This is a genomic window from Bacteroides sp. BFG-637, assembly GCF_024793605.1.
GTDB lineage: Bacteria > Bacteroidota > Bacteroidia > Bacteroidales > Bacteroidaceae > Bacteroides > Bacteroides vicugnae.
Window position 1 is genome coordinate 5396491 of the sequence record NZ_JANUPD010000002.1, and the last position, 20337, is coordinate 5416827.

General features: G+C 41.5%; 15 protein-coding genes and 1 pseudogene. 11 read left to right on the forward strand and 5 right to left on the reverse strand.

What is annotated here, in order from left to right; genetic code table 11:
* Nucleotides 1-81 precede the first annotated feature (81 nt).
* The 3 genes and pseudogenes from NXX38_RS21215 to NXX38_RS21225 all read left to right on the forward strand — a co-directional run bounded on the left by NXX38_RS21215 (nt 82) and on the right by NXX38_RS21225 (nt 4236).
* Nucleotides 82-438, forward strand: coding sequence for a P-II family nitrogen regulator (locus tag NXX38_RS21215; RefSeq protein WP_143866860.1), 357 nt, complete (start codon nt 82-84; stop codon nt 436-438).
* A gap of 116 nt (nt 439-554) precedes the next feature.
* A complete protein-coding gene (locus NXX38_RS21220) occupies nt 555-1994 on the forward strand; it encodes an ammonium transporter (protein WP_148367540.1) in 1440 nt (479 codons plus the stop codon).
* 53 nt (nt 1995-2047) lie between these two features.
* Nucleotides 2048-4236: pseudogene (locus NXX38_RS21225) on the forward strand (glutamine synthetase III).
* A gap of 163 nt (nt 4237-4399) precedes the next feature.
* On the opposite strand, the gene NXX38_RS21230 reads toward NXX38_RS21225, so the two are convergent.
* The 3 genes from NXX38_RS21230 to NXX38_RS21240 all read right to left on the reverse strand — a co-directional run bounded on the left by NXX38_RS21230 (nt 4400) and on the right by NXX38_RS21240 (nt 9755).
* Nucleotides 4400-4978, reverse strand: a complete 579-nt coding sequence (locus NXX38_RS21230) for an HdeD family acid-resistance protein (protein ID WP_148367544.1) — start codon at nt 4976-4978, stop codon at nt 4400-4402.
* Between the two features lie 219 nt (nt 4979-5197).
* A complete protein-coding gene (locus NXX38_RS21235) occupies nt 5198-7537 on the reverse strand; it encodes an LruC domain-containing protein (RefSeq protein WP_258981044.1) in 2340 nt (779 codons plus the stop codon).
* A 358-nt stretch (nt 7538-7895) separates the two neighbouring features.
* A complete protein-coding gene (locus NXX38_RS21240; RefSeq protein WP_195649969.1) occupies nt 7896-9755 on the reverse strand; it encodes an SLC13 family permease in 1860 nt (619 codons plus the stop codon).
* Nucleotides 9756-10093: 338 nt separating this feature from the next.
* Here NXX38_RS21240 and NXX38_RS21245 point away from each other — a divergent pair, with 338 nt between their 5' ends.
* Nucleotides 10094-11719, forward strand: coding sequence for an ATP-binding protein (locus NXX38_RS21245; RefSeq protein WP_234133672.1), 1626 nt, complete (start codon nt 10094-10096; stop codon nt 11717-11719).
* 75 nt (nt 11720-11794) lie between these two features.
* Here the strand turns inward: NXX38_RS21245 and NXX38_RS21250 are convergent, their stop codons facing one another.
* On the reverse strand, nt 11795-12940 hold the full coding sequence (locus tag NXX38_RS21250; protein ID WP_258981047.1) for an iron-containing alcohol dehydrogenase: 1146 nt from the start codon (nt 12938-12940) through the stop codon (nt 11795-11797).
* A gap of 80 nt (nt 12941-13020) precedes the next feature.
* A complete protein-coding gene (locus tag NXX38_RS21255) occupies nt 13021-13161 on the reverse strand; it encodes a hypothetical protein (protein WP_004300101.1) in 141 nt (46 codons plus the stop codon).
* A gap of 359 nt (nt 13162-13520) precedes the next feature.
* Between NXX38_RS21255 and trpB the strand changes: the two genes are divergently transcribed.
* The 7 genes from trpB to trpA all read left to right on the forward strand — a co-directional run bounded on the left by trpB (nt 13521) and on the right by trpA (nt 20108).
* The gene (trpB, locus tag NXX38_RS21260) at nt 13521-14708 is read left to right on the forward strand and encodes a tryptophan synthase subunit beta (protein WP_004300103.1); all 1188 of its coding nucleotides are present in this window, start codon (nt 13521-13523) and stop codon (nt 14706-14708) included.
* Nucleotides 14709-14756: 48 nt separating this feature from the next.
* Nucleotides 14757-16163: an anthranilate synthase component I family protein gene (locus NXX38_RS21265; RefSeq protein WP_258981049.1), complete on the forward strand. Its 1407-nt coding sequence runs from the start codon at nt 14757-14759 to the stop codon at nt 16161-16163.
* A gap of 45 nt (nt 16164-16208) precedes the next feature.
* Nucleotides 16209-16775 (forward strand): aminodeoxychorismate/anthranilate synthase component II, encoded by a 567-nt coding sequence (locus NXX38_RS21270; protein WP_217722523.1) that lies wholly within the window; start codon nt 16209-16211, stop codon nt 16773-16775.
* A gap of 4 nt (nt 16776-16779) precedes the next feature.
* Nucleotides 16780-17775 carry an anthranilate phosphoribosyltransferase gene (trpD, locus tag NXX38_RS21275; RefSeq protein WP_217722521.1) on the forward strand — a complete coding sequence of 332 codons (996 nt, stop codon included), beginning with the start codon at nt 16780-16782 and terminating at the stop codon, nt 17773-17775.
* A 111-nt stretch (nt 17776-17886) separates the two neighbouring features.
* Nucleotides 17887-18669: an indole-3-glycerol phosphate synthase TrpC gene (gene trpC / locus NXX38_RS21280; RefSeq protein WP_148367651.1), complete on the forward strand. Its 783-nt coding sequence runs from the start codon at nt 17887-17889 to the stop codon at nt 18667-18669.
* Nucleotides 18670-18695: 26 nt separating this feature from the next.
* Entirely contained in the window at nt 18696-19319 is a 624-nt protein-coding gene (locus NXX38_RS21285; RefSeq protein WP_195649967.1) for a phosphoribosylanthranilate isomerase, read from the forward strand.
* Nucleotides 19320-19337: 18 nt separating this feature from the next.
* Nucleotides 19338-20108 carry a tryptophan synthase subunit alpha gene (gene trpA, locus NXX38_RS21290; protein WP_148367649.1) on the forward strand — a complete coding sequence of 257 codons (771 nt, stop codon included), beginning with the start codon at nt 19338-19340 and terminating at the stop codon, nt 20106-20108.
* The last annotated feature ends 229 nt before the right edge of the window (nt 20109-20337 follow it).

Consider the following 20337-nt stretch of genomic DNA (forward strand, 5'->3'; position numbering starts at 1 on the left):
ATCGGTTTGTTGTATGGTAACCTGCTATGGCTGCCCCCTGTACCTCTTTCTTTTACAGGTCAACACTAATATTTAAGGTATATGAAAAAGATTGAAGCTATTATCCGTAAAACCAAATTCGAGGACGTGAAAGAAGCTCTTCTCGAAGCGGACATCGAATGGTTTTCTTACTATGACGTAAGAGGTATTGGGAAAGCACGGCAAGGACGTATCTACCGCGGTGTAGTATATGACACCAGCACTATCGAAAGAATCTTAATCTCTATTGTCGTGCGCGACAAGAATGCCGAGAAAACTGTACAAGCCATTATTAAAGCGGCACAAACCGGAGAAATCGGAGACGGACGTATTTTCGTCATCCCTATTGAAGACGCTATCCGCATCCGTACCGCCGAACGTGGCGATATAGCCCTATACAATGCTGAACAAGAACGCTAATCCGGCAACCAGCAATATGCCGGGGCCAGATTCCCATGCGGATTAAACGTTGATGGCATATATGAAAAAGAAATTATAATATTACTAATAACAGGCATTTAATAAGATAATTCATTATGGATACAAAATATAAAAGCCATAGCTTCGTAAAGCTGTGGATAGCCACTACCATGTTTATGTTATGCTGTTTTGCCACCGGCACGCTAGCACAAGACGCAGTTGCTGCAGATACTGTTACGACGGTGGTAGAGACGACAACTGAAATTACAGCAGCTCCTGCCGAGACTGACGCAGAAACCCCTGATACAATTGGTGAACTGGCCTTAGGACTGAATACAGTCTGGATGTTGCTTGCAGCAATGCTGGTATTTTTTATGCAACCGGGATTTGCACTTGTTGAAGCTGGGTTCACAAGAGTAAAGAATACCGCCAATATTCTGATGAAGAACTTTGTTGATTTCATGTTCGGTTCTTTATTATATTGGTTCATCGGTTTCGGGCTTATGTTTGGCGCAGGAGAATTCATCGGAATGCCCCACTTCTTCGACCTTTCTTTCATGGACAACGGTCTTCCCAGAGAAGGTTTTCTGGTTTTCCAGACCGTATTCTGTGCAACGGCAGCCACAATCGTATCAGGAGCAATGGCAGAACGTACCAAATTCTCCATGTATTTGGTTTACACGATTTTCATCAGTGTACTGATATATCCGATATCCGGCCACTGGACTTGGGGTGGCGGTTGGCTGATGAACGGTGAAGAGGGGTCTTTCATGATGAATCTTTTTGGAACAACCTTCCATGACTTCGCCGGTTCTACCGTTGTTCACTCTGTAGGTGGATGGATTGCTCTGGTAGGTGCTGCCATTCTTGGCCCGCGTATCGGTAAATATGGAAAAGACGGCAAATCAAGAGCTATTCCGGGACATAACCTGACAATTGCCGCACTAGGTGTATTTATTCTCTGGTTCGGATGGTTTGGGTTCAACCCCGGTTCTCAATTGGCAGCAAGTACCGAAACTGATGCAAATGCAATCTCCCACGTATTCCTGACTACAAATCTTGCGGCCTGTGCCGGTGGTTTCTTCGCATTGGCGATCAGCTGGATGAAATACGGAAAGCCTTCTTTGTCACTGACATTGAATGGTATTCTGGCAGGTTTGGTCGGTATTACAGCCGGATGTGACGCAGTATCTCCCGCAGGAGCCGCTCTAATCGGCGCAATCTGTGGTGTTGTAATGATTTTCTCTGTCGACTTTATAGACAAGATTTTAAAGATAGACGATCCGGTGGGCGCATCTTCCGTACATGGTGTTTGCGGATTTCTCGGAACAGTTCTCACGGGTTTGTTCTCTACCAGCGAAGGTTTATTCTACGGACACGGTTTCGGATTCCTCTGTGCACAACTATTCGGAGCACTGGTTGTCGGTGTCTGGGCAGCAGGTATGGGATTCATAATCTTTAAAGCACTTGACAAGATTCACGGACTTCGTGTTCCGGCACGTATCGAAGAAGAAGGTCTTGATATCTACGAACACGGAGAGTCCGCTTACAACTAAATGAAACAGATTATCAACTCTAACATATTTAACAACAAATCAAATCAGGTATTATGTCAAAACTTAGATTCAGAGTAGTAGAGACAGCTTTCAAGAAGAAAGCGGTTGAGGTAGCAACACCTGCTGAACGTCCTTCGGAATACTTCGGCAAATATGTGTTCAACAAGGAAAAGATGTTCAAATATCTTCCCAGCAAGGTATACAATGCGCTGATTGACGCAATTGATAATGGTGCTCCGCTAGATCGCAGTATTGCTGACGAAGTAGCTGCCGGCATGAAGAAATGGGCCATCGAAATGGGGGCCACTCACTACACACACTGGTTTGCACCGCTCACCGAAGGTACGGCAGAAAAGCACGATGCTTTCGTCGAACATGACGGCAAAGGTGGCATGATGGAAGAATTTACAGGCAAACTGCTTGTGCAGCAAGAACCGGATGCTTCTTCTTTCCCGAATGGCGGAATCCGCAATACATTCGAAGCGCGTGGTTACAGTGCCTGGGATCCTTCATCACCTGCTTTTATTGTAGATGATACGCTTTGCATCCCGACTGTCTTTATCGCATATACCGGTGAGGCTCTCGACTATAAAGCTCCCTTATTGAAAGCACTGCGTGCCGTAGATAAAGCTGCCGTAGACGTATGCCATTACTTCAATCCGGAAGTTAAGAAAGTGGTTGCTTATCTAGGCTGGGAACAGGAATATTTTCTGGTGGACGAAGGTTTATATGCCGCACGTCCGGATTTATTGCTGACCGGACGTACTTTGATGGGACATGACAGTGCCAAGAACCAACAGTTGGAAGACCACTACTTCGGTGCTATTCCCACCCGTGTGGCTGCCTTCATGAAAGACCTTGAAATTGAAGCTCTGAAACTGGGTATTCCTGTCAAGACTCGTCACAATGAGGTTGCTCCAAACCAGTTTGAGCTGGCTCCTATCTTTGAAGAATGTAACTTGGCCAACGACCATAACTTGCTGATTATGTCACTAATGCGTAAGGTGAGCCGTCGCCACGGTTTCCGCGTACTGCTTCATGAAAAGCCCTTCAAAGGTGTCAATGGTTCGGGTAAACACAACAACTGGTCTTTGGGTACTGATACAGGTATCTTATTGATGGGACCAGGTAAGACTCCGGAAGACAATCTGCGTTTTGTTACATTTGTTGTCAATACATTGATGGCTGTTTACCATCATAACGGATTGCTGAAAGCTTCTATCTCCAGTGCTACCAACGCCCACCGTCTGGGAGCGAATGAAGCGCCTCCTGCAATTATCTCCTCTTTCCTCGGAAAACAGTTGTCGCAGGTATTGGATCATATCGAGAACAGTACGAAAGATGATTTGATCAGCCTTAGCGGTAAACAGGGAATGAAGTTGGATATTCCGCAGATTCCCGAATTGCTGATCGATAATACAGACCGTAACCGTACTTCTCCATTTGCTTTCACAGGCAACCGCTTTGAGTTCCGTGCTGTAGGTTCCGAAGCAAACTGTGCTTCTGCCATGATTGCATTGAACTCGGCCGTAGCAAATCAATTGGTGAAGTTTAAGAAGGACGTGGATGCGTTGATTGAAAAGGGAGAACCCAAAATTTCCGCCATTCTTGAAATCATTCGCGGATATATCAAAGAATGTAAAGCCATTCATTTCGACGGTAACGGTTACAGCGACGAATGGAAAAAGAAGCTGCCCGTCGTGGACTGGATTGCGAAACCAGTGTTCCTGTTATCTTCGACAATTACCTGAAACCGGAAACAATTGCCATGTTCGAAGCTACCGGTGTAATGACAAAGAAAGAACTGGAAGCCCGTAACGAGGTGAAATGGGAAACTTATACGAAGAAGATTCAGATTGAGGCACGTGTATTGGGTGACTTGGCAATGAATCATATCATTCCGGTTGCCACTCAATACCAGACGGACTTAATTAATAATGTCTATAAGATGCAATCTCTTTTCCCGGCAGAAAAGGCAGCGAAATTGTCTGCTAAAAACCTGGAACTTATTGAAGAGATTGCCGACCGCACAGCTTTCATCAAGGAGCATGTAGATGCAATGATTGAGGCTCGTAAGGTTGCAAACAAGATAGAAAGCGAACGGGAAAAAGCCATTGCCTACCACGACACAATCGTCCCGGCACTGGAAGAAATCCGTTATCACATCGACAAGTTGGAACTGATTGTCGACAATCAGATGTGGACGCTTCCAAAATACAGGGAACTGTTATTTGTGAGATAGAAAAAAATACGGTGAACGATAAACTGTAAACGGTGAACAAACTGCATTATCATTGCAGAATATTCACCGTTAGCCGTTCACTGTTATTGAAATTATCTATTTCTTTTGTTGGTTGTTTTAAGTTTGCGGGGAGGGGTGCTGTGAAGCAGTCCTCTTCTTTTTTTTATTCGATAATCTTTGCGTCTTCAATATCATCATCGTCATGCATAACCGGAGCCTTCGGGCGGCGACGGGCAAACTTGAACCAGTTTATCAATTCGGAAAGAGAATAAACCAAACTGCTGATACCAATAATTATAAATGCAGTATTACGCGCTCCTGTCGGATTGAACAAAGCGATGATACCCGCAATAAGAATCAGCGAAGGAATCAGATAAAAAGCTCCCGAAACGGGCATCCACCGACGAGCCATCGACAAAGAAGCAATCTGTTGCACTCCTCCCATAATCAGGATAAATCCCAATAAAAACATCAGGACGTCTGCAAAGAATTCAGGCATCACAATCAACCAAAGTCCGAATAATAAGCTACCGATTCCTTCTATCGGAAAACGGGGAGCAGCTTCACCTTCCGGTCTTTTCCGGCCGAAATAGCCAAAAAGGCTGATAACACCGGGAATCAAGAAGGCAACACCTACCGTAATGACAATATAGCTGGCAGCCGCATTAGGCCAAATCACGAGTACCAATCCAATCACAAGTGCGAAGAGAATACGAATAAGGGAATAATTCATTGTTTTCATAAATTCTATTTTTTTAACCGAGTCTGTTCCAATACTTTTGCGAATATAAGTGTTTCTACTGACATATAAAAATAACAAATAAACATTGTAATAAGTTCGTAATATGTTACGATATGAAAAAAAGGTGATCAATATTTGGAAAAGTCCTCGTATTAATCACCTTTTTATATTTTAGTAAATATAATATTATGATACCTTGTTTTTTATAAAATCAATAGCTTAATACTTCATTACCTTATTACTGCTTACAGTATTATACCAGTCAGTATTCATGGCCTGATCATGCGCCCAGTCGGCGAACTTAGCATATGCATCCGTTATCACTGTTGTCTCTGTAGGATAAGCAAATTTTTCAGGAACGCAAAGAGCCCATGTATTATTAACCGCCTTGATTACATCCAGCACTTCCTTATCAGCCAATTGGCCGTTCGCTGTAGGCGAATTAAATTGATTCAGATGAATTTCCGTTCTCTTCTGAGCTCCCCCCTGATATGCAATAAAGAAATCTAAGCCGTCTGTCACACTAGGGATGGATATTGCATTCTTGAGTTTTATGTTCACTTCAAGAGTATATATGTTTGTAAGAGGAGTACTAGCATTCCCCGTATTCAACATAGGACGTTGTGATCCAGTATATCCATACACATAATGTGCATCGCCAAATAAAGGAATCACAAGTTCATTACCGTTCGTTTCATAAGATGCATTTTCAAATATTCCAGAATTTAATGAGTTGGTACGTTGGGTAGCACCTGCACCAAAACTGACCTCTTCCACATTACTTTTATCGAATTCTCGTATTCTTAAACCAGCACCTAATTGCTTCACGGCACCAACCGCACGCAGGTCGACTATATATTTCAATTCTTTCACATCATTACCAGCAGCAGGCAAATTGACATTCAACACAATATCATTGAAATCATAGTCTCCCGCTTGCGGATAATTGTCTTCAAAGGCATAAGAATAAACTGCATTTCGAATCTCTACATCATCCGGATTTTCATCAGAATTGTATCCTTCTTTGATACATTCACCGTCAGCAGGAAGTATAAAATCAGCCTTACCCGGATTGCAATAGGTAGCGCCTTGCTGCAATCCTTTATTTACTAGCCATGCAAAAGGAGACCAGTCATAGTGCGCTTCACCTTTATATGTCTGATCTGTTATTTCACAAATGATATTATTTGTTACTTTAGAATTAGATTGGGCCAAACCACTAAGATTAGCAATCTCATTAATTCTCAATAAAGCAGTACCCACAGTTGGACCAGTAACAGTTCTATATAAGCTGGCCTTACCTGTACAAGTCAACATGGATTGAGCTTCCATTACAATGTCATTGTCATTACCATTATAACCAAGCTCCTCGCAAATGGCTTCGGAAGTATTCCCCATAACAAGTGTGCCAAATTGGAATTTACCGGTTTTCAAATAACAACCATTTTTAATATTGGTATTATTGTTACCATTAATACTTTCAGCCTCCATAGTACCATGATTCACCAGTTCCATTCCATTTGTTGAAGCTTCATAGCGTTCCAACTGAAGTAATCCATAATTATAAAAGACTCCTACACCACCGTTGAAATCTAATACAGAGCAATTAATAGTGCCTGCATTATAGTTTCTTAATCCACTAGAACCATTTGTAATTTGAATAGTTCCCTCACCTATAATACTTCCACCCGGCATTACTGTTAAATAAGACTTATTTGTCAACACCAAGCTCGCATTTTTAGCTATCTCTACTTTCCCACCATTTTCAACTACAATTTCTGTAATATCGCTAAATTGATAACTACTTTCAATAATCCATGTACTTCCTTGAGGAACGATTACTTTCACTGCCTGGGCTCCACCACTGGTTCCAGTAGTAGTAAATCCTTTATTAAAAGTACCACTCTGAATTTTAAACCAACGTTCTTTTTCTTTGAATACAGGTAATTTAGCATATTCAAACCACCCGGAACCTGCACCCAAATCCCAACCAGCTTGAACATCAGTAGCTATCGCTTTTTTACTACTAATATCATCAGCTGTATAAGGCGCTCCCATAGCCGGTATACCTGTTTTCGGCACAGTTCGTGACATAGAGCGTGTAGGCACATCCTTTTCATGTCCAAGTTGTGCAGTTACTTCTCCATTTTCAATCGCCACGGGCTGCACCATATAATGTCCGTGATTGTCTATACGTGCAACAAACACTTTATTGAGAGCTGTTGCACAGTCCATCACTACATTCAAAGTTGTACTTTGATTGGCAGTTCCTTCCGCTAAGATTTTTGCTGTACTTTCCGAGCTTAATGGGTCAGCATCGAATATCTGTATCTTATAATCTGTGCCCAAATCTCCATTAACCGACACATGTGCCGTCACTTTATGCGACATGGTCCAATCCCCATTAGGATCGATGTTCTTTACAGGAAAGGTTTCTTCGTAAGTTTGTCTCAGTTGATCTGCATCGAACAGAGTTTTCTCATTATCAACACAACTAGTAAAACTGATGGAGGACGCCAACAACGAAAAAGTGAAGACGTTTGCAATGTTCTGTTTCATAATCTTTGAATGCTTAAGTTTGCTTTATTTGCACAAAATACAAATCACCACTAATCAACAATCAGTAATGAACACACAAAGATAATTGTATTTATAGATAAAAGACAGCTAAAGTTGTATTTTCAGCTCATAGTTAACATCTTTTAGTAATATAATTTTAATTATTCTCATTAAAAGATAGCCGGCTACATCATTGAAAATAAAAAACTTATAAGTATGAGCTTTGTAGTATGAAGCAAAAAACAAAGAGTTGCATATTCTATGCAACTCTCAATTAAACGACAAAGATTCAGTACTACAGAGCACTACAAAATCCCGAGTTCCTTCATTTCCCTATCGAAAGAATAAAAGTTAATAATTAGAAGGGGAAAATCAAAGGTAAAACAAAAATCATCACAATCCCCATAATAATCTGCAATGGCAATCCTACTTTTACATAATCCATAAAAGTATATTGACCGGCAGGCATCACCAGGGCGTTAGGCGGTGTAGAGAATGGAGAAGCAAAACACATACTTGCACCTACCGTCACAGCAAACAAGAAGGGAACCGGACTCACCCCAATCTGTATGGCACTTTGCAAAGCAATCGGCGCAAGTAAGACAGCAGTAGCAGTATTGCTAATAAACATCGTCATCAGCGAAGTCGTAAAGTAAATACCTGCCATCAATGCAACAGGTCCGTATGATCCCAAGCCGCTAACCAACGTATTGGAAATATATTCCGAAGCTCCTGTTTTCTCCAATGCCAAGGACATAGGAAGCATAGCTGCAATCAATACAATACTCTCCCAGTTTATCGTTTTATAAGCCGCTTCTACATTACGGTAACATCCGGTCAATACCATCAATATACCTGCTATCATAACAGCTGTAACCGGAGCTATCGGAATGAAGTCGAAAACCATCATTGCCACCATTAATAACATAATAGCAGCCGCCACGGGAGCTTTATAGTCTAACGTTACTTTAGCCGCTTCCGCCAAAGGCTGTCCCAAGACAACCCAATCAGCCTCTTCCTTACTAAGACGGGCTATATTATTCCATGTTCCCTGCACCAGAAGTACATCACCACTGTGAATGCGCTCATTTCCCAATTCTTGCAATAGGTATTCCTTTTTACGACGGATTCCTAATACGTTCACATTAAACTTATCACGAAAACCGGCCTCTTTAATAGTTTGGTTTATCAAATTAGAAGCTGGCATCAACACTATTTCAGCAATACCGATGTCATAAAAATCCAGCGAATTAACTGTACTTTTTGTTTCTTCTGTTGCATGGTCGTCTAAAATCTCTAACAGATAATCTTCCGCAAAGAGTTGTACCTTATCAAATTCTCCCGTCACATACAAAATATCCTCGGCTTGCAACATTGTGTCCGGTGTGGCAAACTTCTGTGTAATCGTTTTCAAAAAACGATGTTGCGATGCATCACCACGACGAACTTCCATGATATTCAAACCATATTTATGACGAATATCCAAGTCAATAATTGTTTTACCTAAAAGCCGGGAATCTTTTATTACCTGCAAACGGAACAGATTGCTGGAAAGTCCATATTCATTCACCAACTGCTTCAATGACTTACCCGAACGTTTATTATCATCTTTCTGACCCTTTTTAGAAAGAAACCATTTACTAAGTGGCATTAATACAAGTGTACCGACAATTACACAGACAACACCGACAGGCAGGAAAGAGAAGAAGGAAAGCGGTTCAAGTCCGGCGGAAGTCAACGTATTCTGTATCACAAGGTTCGGCGGAGTACCGATTAAAGTCATCATACCTCCCATACTACTCGCAAAAGCCAATGGCATCAATAGCCTGCTCGGATTCATACCGGCACTCATCGCCAGACTGACAACAATAGGAAGCATCAGCGCCACCGTACCTGTATTACTGACAAACGCACCAATGACCGAAGTCACTAACATCACTAACAGAAATAATCGAATCTCACTAGTTCCTGCAAGTTTAAGAATACGGGAACTTATCATTTTTGCCAACCCAGTCTGAAAAATAGCCCCTCCCACTACAAACAATCCGATCATCATAATGACTACCGAATTGGAGAAACCGGAGAGTGCTTCGTCAGGAGTTAATATCTGAAAAATAAGTAAAGCTATCAGCGCACATAGTGCCACAATATCCGAACGAACCTTGCCGTTCACAAAAAAGACAGCCGAAAGAACGAGAATGATAATGGTTATTAGCATACGTAATTTAATGATTGTTTTATTTTGACTCTATCAAAACTAATTCAGGTGAACAAAAATAGAAAATACTCCAGCGTTATTAAAACAAATTAGAAATGATTTTAGTTCATGAGACATCATTTAATATTTTAATACATTTTCTCTCCGAAAAAAGATTCTAAATCAAACTAAATATGATACTATACAAGAACTATAAAATACCACACTTCTACTATCTCTTCATCACATATAATTACAGCCTCACAATATAATGTTGAAAGACAATATATTTATGTATTATTTTTTTGAAAATTAAAGAACAATTCATATCTTTACACCTCATTTATATCAAACATTTTATGGCAAACAATATTTTGTTAAATTATTGGATCAACGAAGCTCATTGGGGTTATAATTATTTACTGGTAATTATTTTGCTCCTTGTCATCAGCATCTTACTATATAGAATCCGTAAATTACAAAAAACGATTAAAAAGACCAATCATTCCTACCGTTTCTCCTTTGATATTCTCGATAACCTTCCTTTTCCTATCTTTGTAAAAGATATTACAAACGATTTCCGATACTATTACTGGAATAAAGAATCAGCCGCTCAATCCGGCATTAGCAGTGAAGAAGCCATCGGACATACTGATTATGAAATTTACGGAGAAGAAAGAGGTGAAAAATACCGGCATATCGACAAAGAACTCATACAAGCAGGCAAAGTATATCGCAAAGAAGAGAAATACACCACTCCCGATGGAATCACCCATGATACTATTGCCGTTAAATCTATTATTTCATGGGAAGGAGAAAAGAAATGGCTGTTGGCAACCCGGTGGGATATCACACAACTCAAGAATTATGAAAGAGAATTAGTTGCCGCCAAGGAAGAACTGGAAAAAGCATTGAAGAAGCAAAAACTAGCTCTAAAAAGTATCGATTTCGGCCTTATCTATATTGATAAAAATTACCGCGTACAATGGGAGGAAACAAGACAAATAGCCAGCCTGGTAAAAGGCAGACGATACATACCGGGAAAAATTTGCTATCAGACCAGTGCACTTCGTAATGAACCGTGTGGACAATGTGCTTTCAAGAAAGCTATCGAACAGGGCAAAATTATCCGGCATACCATCAGAGTAGACGATGTAGATTTTGAAGTGACCGCAACTCCTGTATTCGGCGACGAAAAGGAAACTGAAATTATTGGAGGATTACTTCGTTTTGAAAACATCACTGAAAAACTAAAGATGGACAAAATGCTGCAGGAAGCAAAAGAAAAAGCCGAAGAATCCAACCGGCTCAAATCTGCCTTTCTCGCTAATATGAGCCATGAAATACGAACCCCGCTAAATGCGATTGTAGGATTCTCCGAAATGGTTTGCCAGACGGAGGAGGAGGAAGAGAGAAAAGAATTTGTAAAAATCATCTCCAGCAATAATATCTTATTATTGCAACTGATAGACGACATCCTCGATCTTTCTAAAATTGAAGCCGGCACTATGGATTTCACATTTGCACAGACTGATATCAATGAATTGATGGAAGGTATTTGCAGGCAAATGCAAGAAAAGAATTCTTCCCCGGACGTTCAAATCTTATTCACAGAAAAAGCAGATCAATGCGTGATGTATACCGACCGCATACGTCTATCACAGGTTATCATCAACTTTACAAATAATGCTTTGAAATTCACCCCTAAAGGTTCTATCGAAATGGGATACCGGATTGAAGAAGCCAAAGATGAAATATACTTTTATGTAAAAGATACAGGTATCGGAATTCCTGCTGACAAGATAGATAAAGTGTTTGAACGCTTCGTCAAACTGAACTCCTTTATTAAAGGAACAGGACTCGGACTAGCCATCTGCCGTGTCATAGTAGAAAGACTGGGCGGGGTTATCGGAGTGGAATCTAAAGAAGGAGAAGGCTCTCGCTTCTGGTTCAGAATTCCAAGGTCAGAGAAAATTGAGAAATAATAAAAGAAAAGAGGATATTGTGAAAAGTATGTTCCAATATCCTCTTTATCCTATATTCTTAATGTAAGAGTATGCTTAAAGTGCAGTCTCTAATATCCTGCGGGCAACAGCACCCGTTACATTTCCATTCTCTCCATATTTAGCACCACGTTCATTGAATCGACGTTCGACTTCCAAGATAGTATCCTGTCCGATGTTCTCTTCATGCAAACGTGTAGTCAGCCCAAGTGAACGGAAGAACTCTTCGGTATGACAAATCGCTTCATCAATCCGTTCTTCTCGCGTACCGGAAGTAATTCCCCAGACTCTTTCACCATACTGCAAAAGCTTGTCTCCTTTTTCTTCATGAAGCACCTGTAAAGTGGCAGGAAGAACAATGGCTAACGTATGACCATGTGTCAATCCGTGCAAAGCAGTAATTTCATGGCCAATCATGTGAGTTGCCCAGTCTTGCGACACTCCCATAGCAATAAATCCATTCAATGCCATTGTAGCCGAAAGCATAAAATCAGCCATCAGTTGATAATCATGCTGGTTTTCATGAATTTTCGGAGCTATTTCCACCAAAGTTTGTAAAATGCCTTCCGCCCAACGGTCCATAATGCGGCTCTGCCCGGGAGTAGTCATATATTGCTCCATCACATGAACAAAGGTATCAGCCAAACCACAGGCCACCTGATGAGGAGGCAAGGTAAAGGTTACTTCCGGGTCAAGAATAGAGAAGATTGGATAGTTGGCATAAAAAGGATATTTCTCTTTTGTTTCACGACGGGAAATAACTGCCCCGTTATTCATCTCCGAACCGGTAGCGGGCAAAGTCAATACAGTGGCAAGAGGTACAGTATGAGTGACTGGACGTCCGGCAAGTACTAAATCCCAGGCATCACCATCATACAGAATTCCTGCGGAAATCAATTTCGTACCGTCAATAACGGAACCACCACCAACAGCCAGCAGATAATCTACTTTCTCTTCTTTTCCCAAAGCAATAGCTTTACGAAGAGTTTCAATGGCAGGATTGGGTTCGATTCCCCAGAATTCTACTGTAAAATGATTCTTCAATGCTTCTTTTACCTGATCGTACACTCCGTTTTTCTTCACGCTTCCGCCGCCAAAAGTAATCATAATACGCTTGTCGGATGGTATTTCTTTAGCCAGCCGGGCAATCATCCCTTTTCCCATTATCAGTTTCACGGGATTTTGAAAAATAAAATTTTCCATATCGTTAGTCTATTGTTATTATTTTGGTTATCAGCCACTCTCCTTGCAAAGATACATGATTTATCCGAACCCTGTCAGAATCAAGCGAAGAATTGTTGTGCCACGGAGGGAACCATAGCCGACAACCAAGGTTTCATATCTTCTGCTACCAATAACCAATACAATAATAATATAATGAAAATGGCAATAGCAATACCTACTAAAACTTTTCTCTGTTTCATAATTGTTTTTGTTTAAATATTCAATATTTATAAGAACAGTTCAGGTTGAAAATTGTTCTATATCAGAAAAATGAAGGTAAAAGAGAAAAAAGTCATTTTTTGTTTGCTGTTTCAAACAAAGTGTCTATATTTGCCCCCATAAAATTACAAAAGACAATGAGAACAATGTTAGTAAATACATATTGGTGGTGGCACCCGTTACAACTCCGACAGTCGTAAGGGAGCAGTGCTCGTATGTATATACCTCATTAAAGATATAACAGATTTGAAAGAGCCCTGTCGCAACTTGCGGCAGGGCTCTTTTTATTTGCCCATTTTCGAACAGATTTAGATAATAACATAAAAAAATAGATAGGATTATGAAAAGTTTTTTAGTTGACCAGGATGGCTATTACGGAGAATTCGGTGGTGCTTACGTACCGGAAATCCTCCACAAATGTGTTGAGGAACTGACAAACAAGTACCTCGAAGTGATTGAAAGCGAAGAATTTAAAAAGGAATTTGAGCAATTATTACGCGACTACGTAGGACGCCCTTCCCCACTCTATCTGGCAAAACGCCTTTCCGAAAAGTATGGTTGCAAGTTGTATCTGAAACGGGAAGACCTGAATCATACCGGTGCACACAAAATCAACAACACCATCGGACAAATCTTGCTGGCACGCCGCATGGGAAAGAAGCGCATCATCGCCGAAACCGGAGCCGGACAACATGGAGTAGCAACAGCTACCGTGTGTGCATTGATGGATATGGAATGTATCGTTTATATGGGAAAGACGGATGTAGAACGCCAGCACATCAATGTGGAGAAAATGAAAATGCTGGGAGCTACCGTTATTCCCGTTACTTCCGGAAATATGACCTTGAAAGACGCCACCAACGAAGCGATCCGCGACTGGTGCTGTCATCCTGCCGACACTTATTATATCATCGGCTCTACCGTAGGCCCTCATCCTTATCCTGATATGGTGGCACGCCTGCAATCTGTTATCAGCGAAGAAATAAAAAAACAACTGCAAGAAAAAGAAGGACGTGACTATCCGGATTATCTGATAGCCTGCGTCGGAGGAGGAAGTAATGCTGCCGGAACGATTTATCATTATATCAATGATGAACGGGTAGGCATCATTCTGGCAGAAGCCGGAGGCAAAGGAATAGAAACCGGAATGACCGCCGCTACCATCCAACTCGGTAAAATGGGAATTATCCACGGAGCGCGTACTTACGTCATCCAAAACGAAGACGGACAGATTGAAGAGCCTTACTCGATTTCCGCCGGACTGGATTATCCGGGCATTGGCCCGATACACGCCAATCTTGCCGCACAAAGACGTGCCAACGTTTTGGCAATCAATGACGACGAAGCAATAGAAGCCGCTTACGAACTAACTAAACTCGAAGGTATTATCCCTGCACTGGAATCTGCCCATGCATTAGGAGCTTTGAAAAAATTGAAGTTCAAACCGGAAGATATCGTTGTATTGACTGTTTCAGGACGAGGAGACAAAGATATTGAAACCTATTTATCGTTTAATGAACAGCAATAAGTAATTAGTAAACCATTATTCGTAATCAATAATCAAGCAATTATAGAAATGAAAACATTTAATTATACAACTCATAGCAAACAAGTGCTCGGAGATATGCATACTCCCGTCAGCATTTACCTGAAAGTCCGCGACATGTATCCGCAATCTGCATTAATGGAAAGTTCCGATTATCATGCCGGAGAAAATTCCTTGTCATTTATAGCCCTCTGTCCCCTGGCAAGCATCGGTATAAACAGTGGAATTGTCACTGCCAAATATCCCGATAACAGCCGCACGGAAGAACCCTTGACAAAAACCTTCCATGTAGAAAAGGCCATGAACCGGTTTATCAATCAATTCCAAGTGACCGGAGATAATAAGAATGTATGTGGACTTTACGGATACACGACGTTTAACGCTGTGAAATACTTCGAGCACATCTCGGTGAAAGAAAGTCACGATGAGCAAAATGATGCTCCGGATTTGCTATACATATTATATAAGTATGTCATTGTTTTCAATCATTTCAAAAATGAATTGACACTCGTTGAAATGTTGTCCGAAGGAGAAGAAAGCGGCTTGCCGGAACTGGAAGCAGCCATCGAAAACCGGAATTATGCTTCTTACAACTTCTCTGTAACAGGTCCCGTTACCAGCCCTATCACCGACGAAGAACATAAAGCCAATGTCCGCAAAGGAATCGCACACTGTATGCGTGGAGATGTTTTCCAAATCGTACTTTCCAGAAGATTTATCCAACCTTATGCCGGAGATGATTTCAAAGTTTACCGCGCACTCCGCAGCATCAATCCTTCTCCTTATCTTTTCTACTTCGATTTCGGAGGATACCGCATCTTCGGTTCTTCACCGGAAACACATTGCAAAATCGAAGATGGTCGTGCTTACATCGATCCGATTGCCGGAACTACCCGCCGTACCGGAGATATAGTAAAAGACCGGGAACTGACAGAAGCTTTACTAGCCGATCCTAAAGAAAATGCAGAGCATGTCATGCTGGTTGATCTTGCCAGAAACGACCTTTCCCGTAATTGTCATGATGTACGCGTTCTATTCTATAAGGAACCACAATATTATAGCCATGTCATTCACTTGGTAAGCCGCGTCAGCGGTATGTTGAATGAGGGCGCAGATAAAATAAAAACGTTTATTGACACGTTTCCTGCCGGCACATTAAGCGGTGCTCCCAAAGTACGCGCTATGCAGTTAATCAGCGAAATCGAACCACATAATCGTGGAGCCTATGGTGGCTGTATCGGTTTTATCGGATTGAACGGCGAATTAAACCAGGCTATCACCATCCGTACTTTTGTAAGCCGCAACAATGAACTCTGGTTCCAAGCCGGAGGAGGTATTGTAGCCCGCAGTCAGGATGAATACGAACTGCAAGAGGTGAACAACAAACTGGGAGCACTGAAAAAGGCGATTGATTTAGCTGTCAAACTAAAAAATTGAAAGCAGAGATAGTATTTGAACAACCATTTTACAATGACAATAAAAATGAAAATATTACTTTTAGATAACTACGACTCTTTCACTTATAACCTACTGCACGCAGTGAAAGAATTAGGGGCTACAGATGTAGAAGTAGTCCGCAACGACCAGATAGAGCTTGATGAAGTAGACCGATTTGATAAAATCATCCTGTCTCCCGGACCGGGCATACCCGAAGAAGCCGGACTGCTATTACCTATTATTAAAAGATATGCTCCGACCAAAAGTATTCTGGGTGTCTGCCTCGGTCATCAAGCCATCGGCGAAGCTTTCGGAGCACGTCTGGAAAATCTCAAAGAAGTATATCATGGAGTACAGACTCCGATTACCATCCTTCACCAGGATTTGCTTTTTGAAGGGTTGGGAAAAGAAATCCCTGTCGGAAGATACCATTCCTGGGTAGTCAGCCGGGAAGGTTTTCCCGATTGCCTGGAAATAACGGCAGAAAGTCAGGAAGGACAAATCATGGCAATCCGCCATAAGACCTACCATGTACATGGTATTCAGTTCCATCCCGAATCAGTATTAACTCCGCAAGGAAAAGAAATTATTAAAAACTTCTTAAACGATTAAACTTATGAAACAGATTCTATACAAACTTTTCGAACATCAATATCTAGGACGCGATGAGGCTCGCACCATTTTACAGAACATCGCACAAGGAAAATATAATGATGTACAGGTAGCCTCTTTAATTACCGTCTTTCTGATGCGTAATATCTCTGTGGAAGAATTATGCGGTTTCCGCGATGCATTGCTTGAAATGCGTATTCCGGTTGATTTAAGTGAATTTGCTCCGATAGATATCGTAGGAACCGGAGGTGATGGAAAAAATACATTTAATATTTCCACAGCTTCTTGTTTCACTGTTGCCGGAGCCGGTTTCCCGGTTGTGAAACATGGTAATTACGGAGCAACATCAGTCAGCGGTGCCAGTAATGTGATGGAGCAACACGGTGTAAAGTTCACCAGTGATATCGATCAACTGCGTCGTAGCATGGAAAAATGTAATCTTGCCTATCTGCATGCTCCTTTATTCAATCCGGCATTAAAGGCTGTAGCTCCGGTTCGTAAAGGATTGGCAGTACGCACTTTCTTTAATATGCTCGGTCCGTTGGTTAATCCGGTATTACCGGCCTATCAACTTTTAGGAGTTTACAACCTCCCGTTACTTCGCCTCTATACCTATACTTATCAGGAAAGCAAGACGAAATTTGCCGTTGTTCATAGTCTCGACGGATATGACGAAATCTCTCTGACAAATGAGTTTAAAGTGGCGACCAGCGATCATGAAAAGATTTACGCTCCCGAGAGTCTCGGATTCTCCCGCTATAAGGAAACTGACCTGGATGGTGGACAAACACCGGAAGATGCAGCTAAGATTTTCGACCAGATCCTGAATAACAAAGCTACGGAAGCTCAAAAGAATGTAGTGGTAGTCAATTCAGCTTTCGCCATCCATGTGATTTGTCCGGAGAAGACTATTGAAGAATGTATTGCTCTCGCCAAAGAGTCATTGGAAAGTGGACGCGCATTAGCAACTTTGAAGAAATTCATTGAGTTAAATAGTTAAATGTAAAATTAGGCACGGATTACGCGGATTACACAGTTCTTGTTAATCCGAAGCCGTAAAATCCGTGTACCCCGTGCCTAAATCATCATAAATATAAAAACCTACGAACTGATGAAAGATATATTATCAGAGATTATAGCAAACAAACGATTTGAAGTTGACCTGCAAAAGCAGGCTATCTCCATCGAGCAATTACAGGAAGGTATCAGCGAAGCTCCGACCTCTCGTTCTATGAAGCAGGCATTATCCTCTTCTGCATCGGGTATTATCGCTGAATTCAAGCGCCGGTCTCCGTCCAAAGGATGGATAAAGAAAGAAGCATGCCCGGAAGAGATTGTCCCCTCCTATGCAGCAGCAGGAGCCTCCGCCCTTTCCATCCTTACCGACGAGAAGTTTTTCGGAGGAAGCCTGAAGGATATCCGCACTGCACGCCCTTTGGTAGAGATCCCCATTCTTAGGAAGGACTTCATCATTGACGAATACCAGCTTTATCAAGCCAAAATTGTCGGTGCCGATGCCGTACTTCTTATCGCAGCCGCATTAGAACCGGAGAAATGTAATGAACTTGCAGAAAAAGCTCATGAACTAGGTCTGGAAGTTCTCCTGGAGATTCACAGCTCCGAGGAATTAATATACATCAACAAGAAAATAGATATGGTAGGAATCAACAACCGTAATCTAGGTACTTTCTTCACTGATGTAGAAAACTCTTTCCGCTTGGCCGGACAACTCCCCCAAGATGCTGTATTGGTATCCGAGAGCGGCATCTCCGACCCGGAAATAGTAAAACGACTTCGGGCAGCCGGATTCCGGGGATTCCTGATCGGTGAAACATTTATGAAAACACAGCAACCGGGAGAAACTTTACAGAATTTCCTGCAAGCAATCCAATAAACTAATTATTCAAAACGGACAGCCCTATGATTAACGGAAAAATTATCAAAGTATGCGGTATGCGTGAAGCTGAAAACATACAGGACGTAGAGTCTATCGAAGGCATAGATATGCTGGGATTCATCTTCTATCCTAAATCTCCCCGATATGTCTACGAGCTTCCGGCTTACTTGCCCATTCACGCTCAGCGTGTCGGAGTTTTCGTCAACGAAGACAAGCAGACAATCAGCATGTATGCTGATCGTTTCGGACTGAATTATGTGCAGCTCCACGGAAATGAATCGCCGGAATACTGCCGGTCCTTACATTCCACTGGATTGAAAATCATCAAGACCTTTTCAGTAGACCGTCCCAAAGATTTGAGAAAGGTATATGACTATGAAAAAGTCTGTGATCTTTTTCTGTTCGATACCAAATGCGAACAGTATGGTGGTTCGGGAAATCAATTCGACTGGAGCATTCTGGATATGTACAATGGACATGTACCCTTTCTATTGAGTGGAGGTATTAACTCGTACAGTGCCAATGCCCTGAAAGAGTTCAAGCATCCCCGGCTTGCCGGATACGATCTCAACAGCCGTTTTGAATTGAAACCGGGAGAAAAGGATCCGGAGCGTATCCGGACATTTTTAAATGAATTAAAATCATAATCTAAAAATTTCAACGTCATGAATAGAATTAATCAACTTTTCAATAGCAACAAGAAAGACATACTTTCTATTTATTTTTGTGCCGGTACTCCTACTTTAGATGGTACTGCCGATGTAATCCGCACGCTCGAAAAGCACGGAGTGAGCATGATTGAAGTCGGCATTCCTTTCAGTGACCCGATGGCAGATGGCATTGTTATTCAGAATGCCGCTACTCAGGCATTGCGCAACGGTATGTCTCTAAAACTTCTTTTTGAACAATTACGGGATATTCGCAAAGACGTAAAAATCCCACTTGTACTCATGGGATATCTAAACCCAATCATGCAATTCGGATTTGAGAATTTCTGCCGTAAATGTGTGGAATGTGGTATCGACGGCGTCATTATCCCTGACCTCCCTTTCCGTGATTATCAAGAACATTATCGTATCATTGCCGAACGCTATAACATCAGAGTGATTATGCTCATCACACCGGAAACCAGCGAAGAACGGGTACGCGAGATAGATACACATACCGGCGGATTTATTTATATGGTTTCATCAGCTGCAACCACCGGAGCGCAACAGGATTTCAACGAACAAAAACGGGCTTACTTCAAAAAGATAGAAGATATGCACCTGAACAATCCGTTGATGGTAGGGTTTGGCATCTCCAATAAAGCGACTTTCCAAGCAGCTTGTGAACACGCTTCCGGAGCTATCATCGGAAGCAAGTTCGTCACTCTGCTTGAAGAAGAAAAAGACCCGGAAAAAGCTATTCTGAAATTAAAAGAAGCATTGAAGTAAGTACAACAGACAGCAATCCGGCAATCAGTAATTAAGTAGAATGATTTGGTACGGTTATTCTGCTTAATTACTTTGATTATTTACTTATAACGATATAGAAGCCATTTTCTTATAATTCATCTGATTATTCCGCATAATTATTCAGATTTATAACATTTCATCACAAACTACATACAAATTCATCATTTACTGCTCATAATTCGTAATTAATCTATATCTTTGTCAGTGT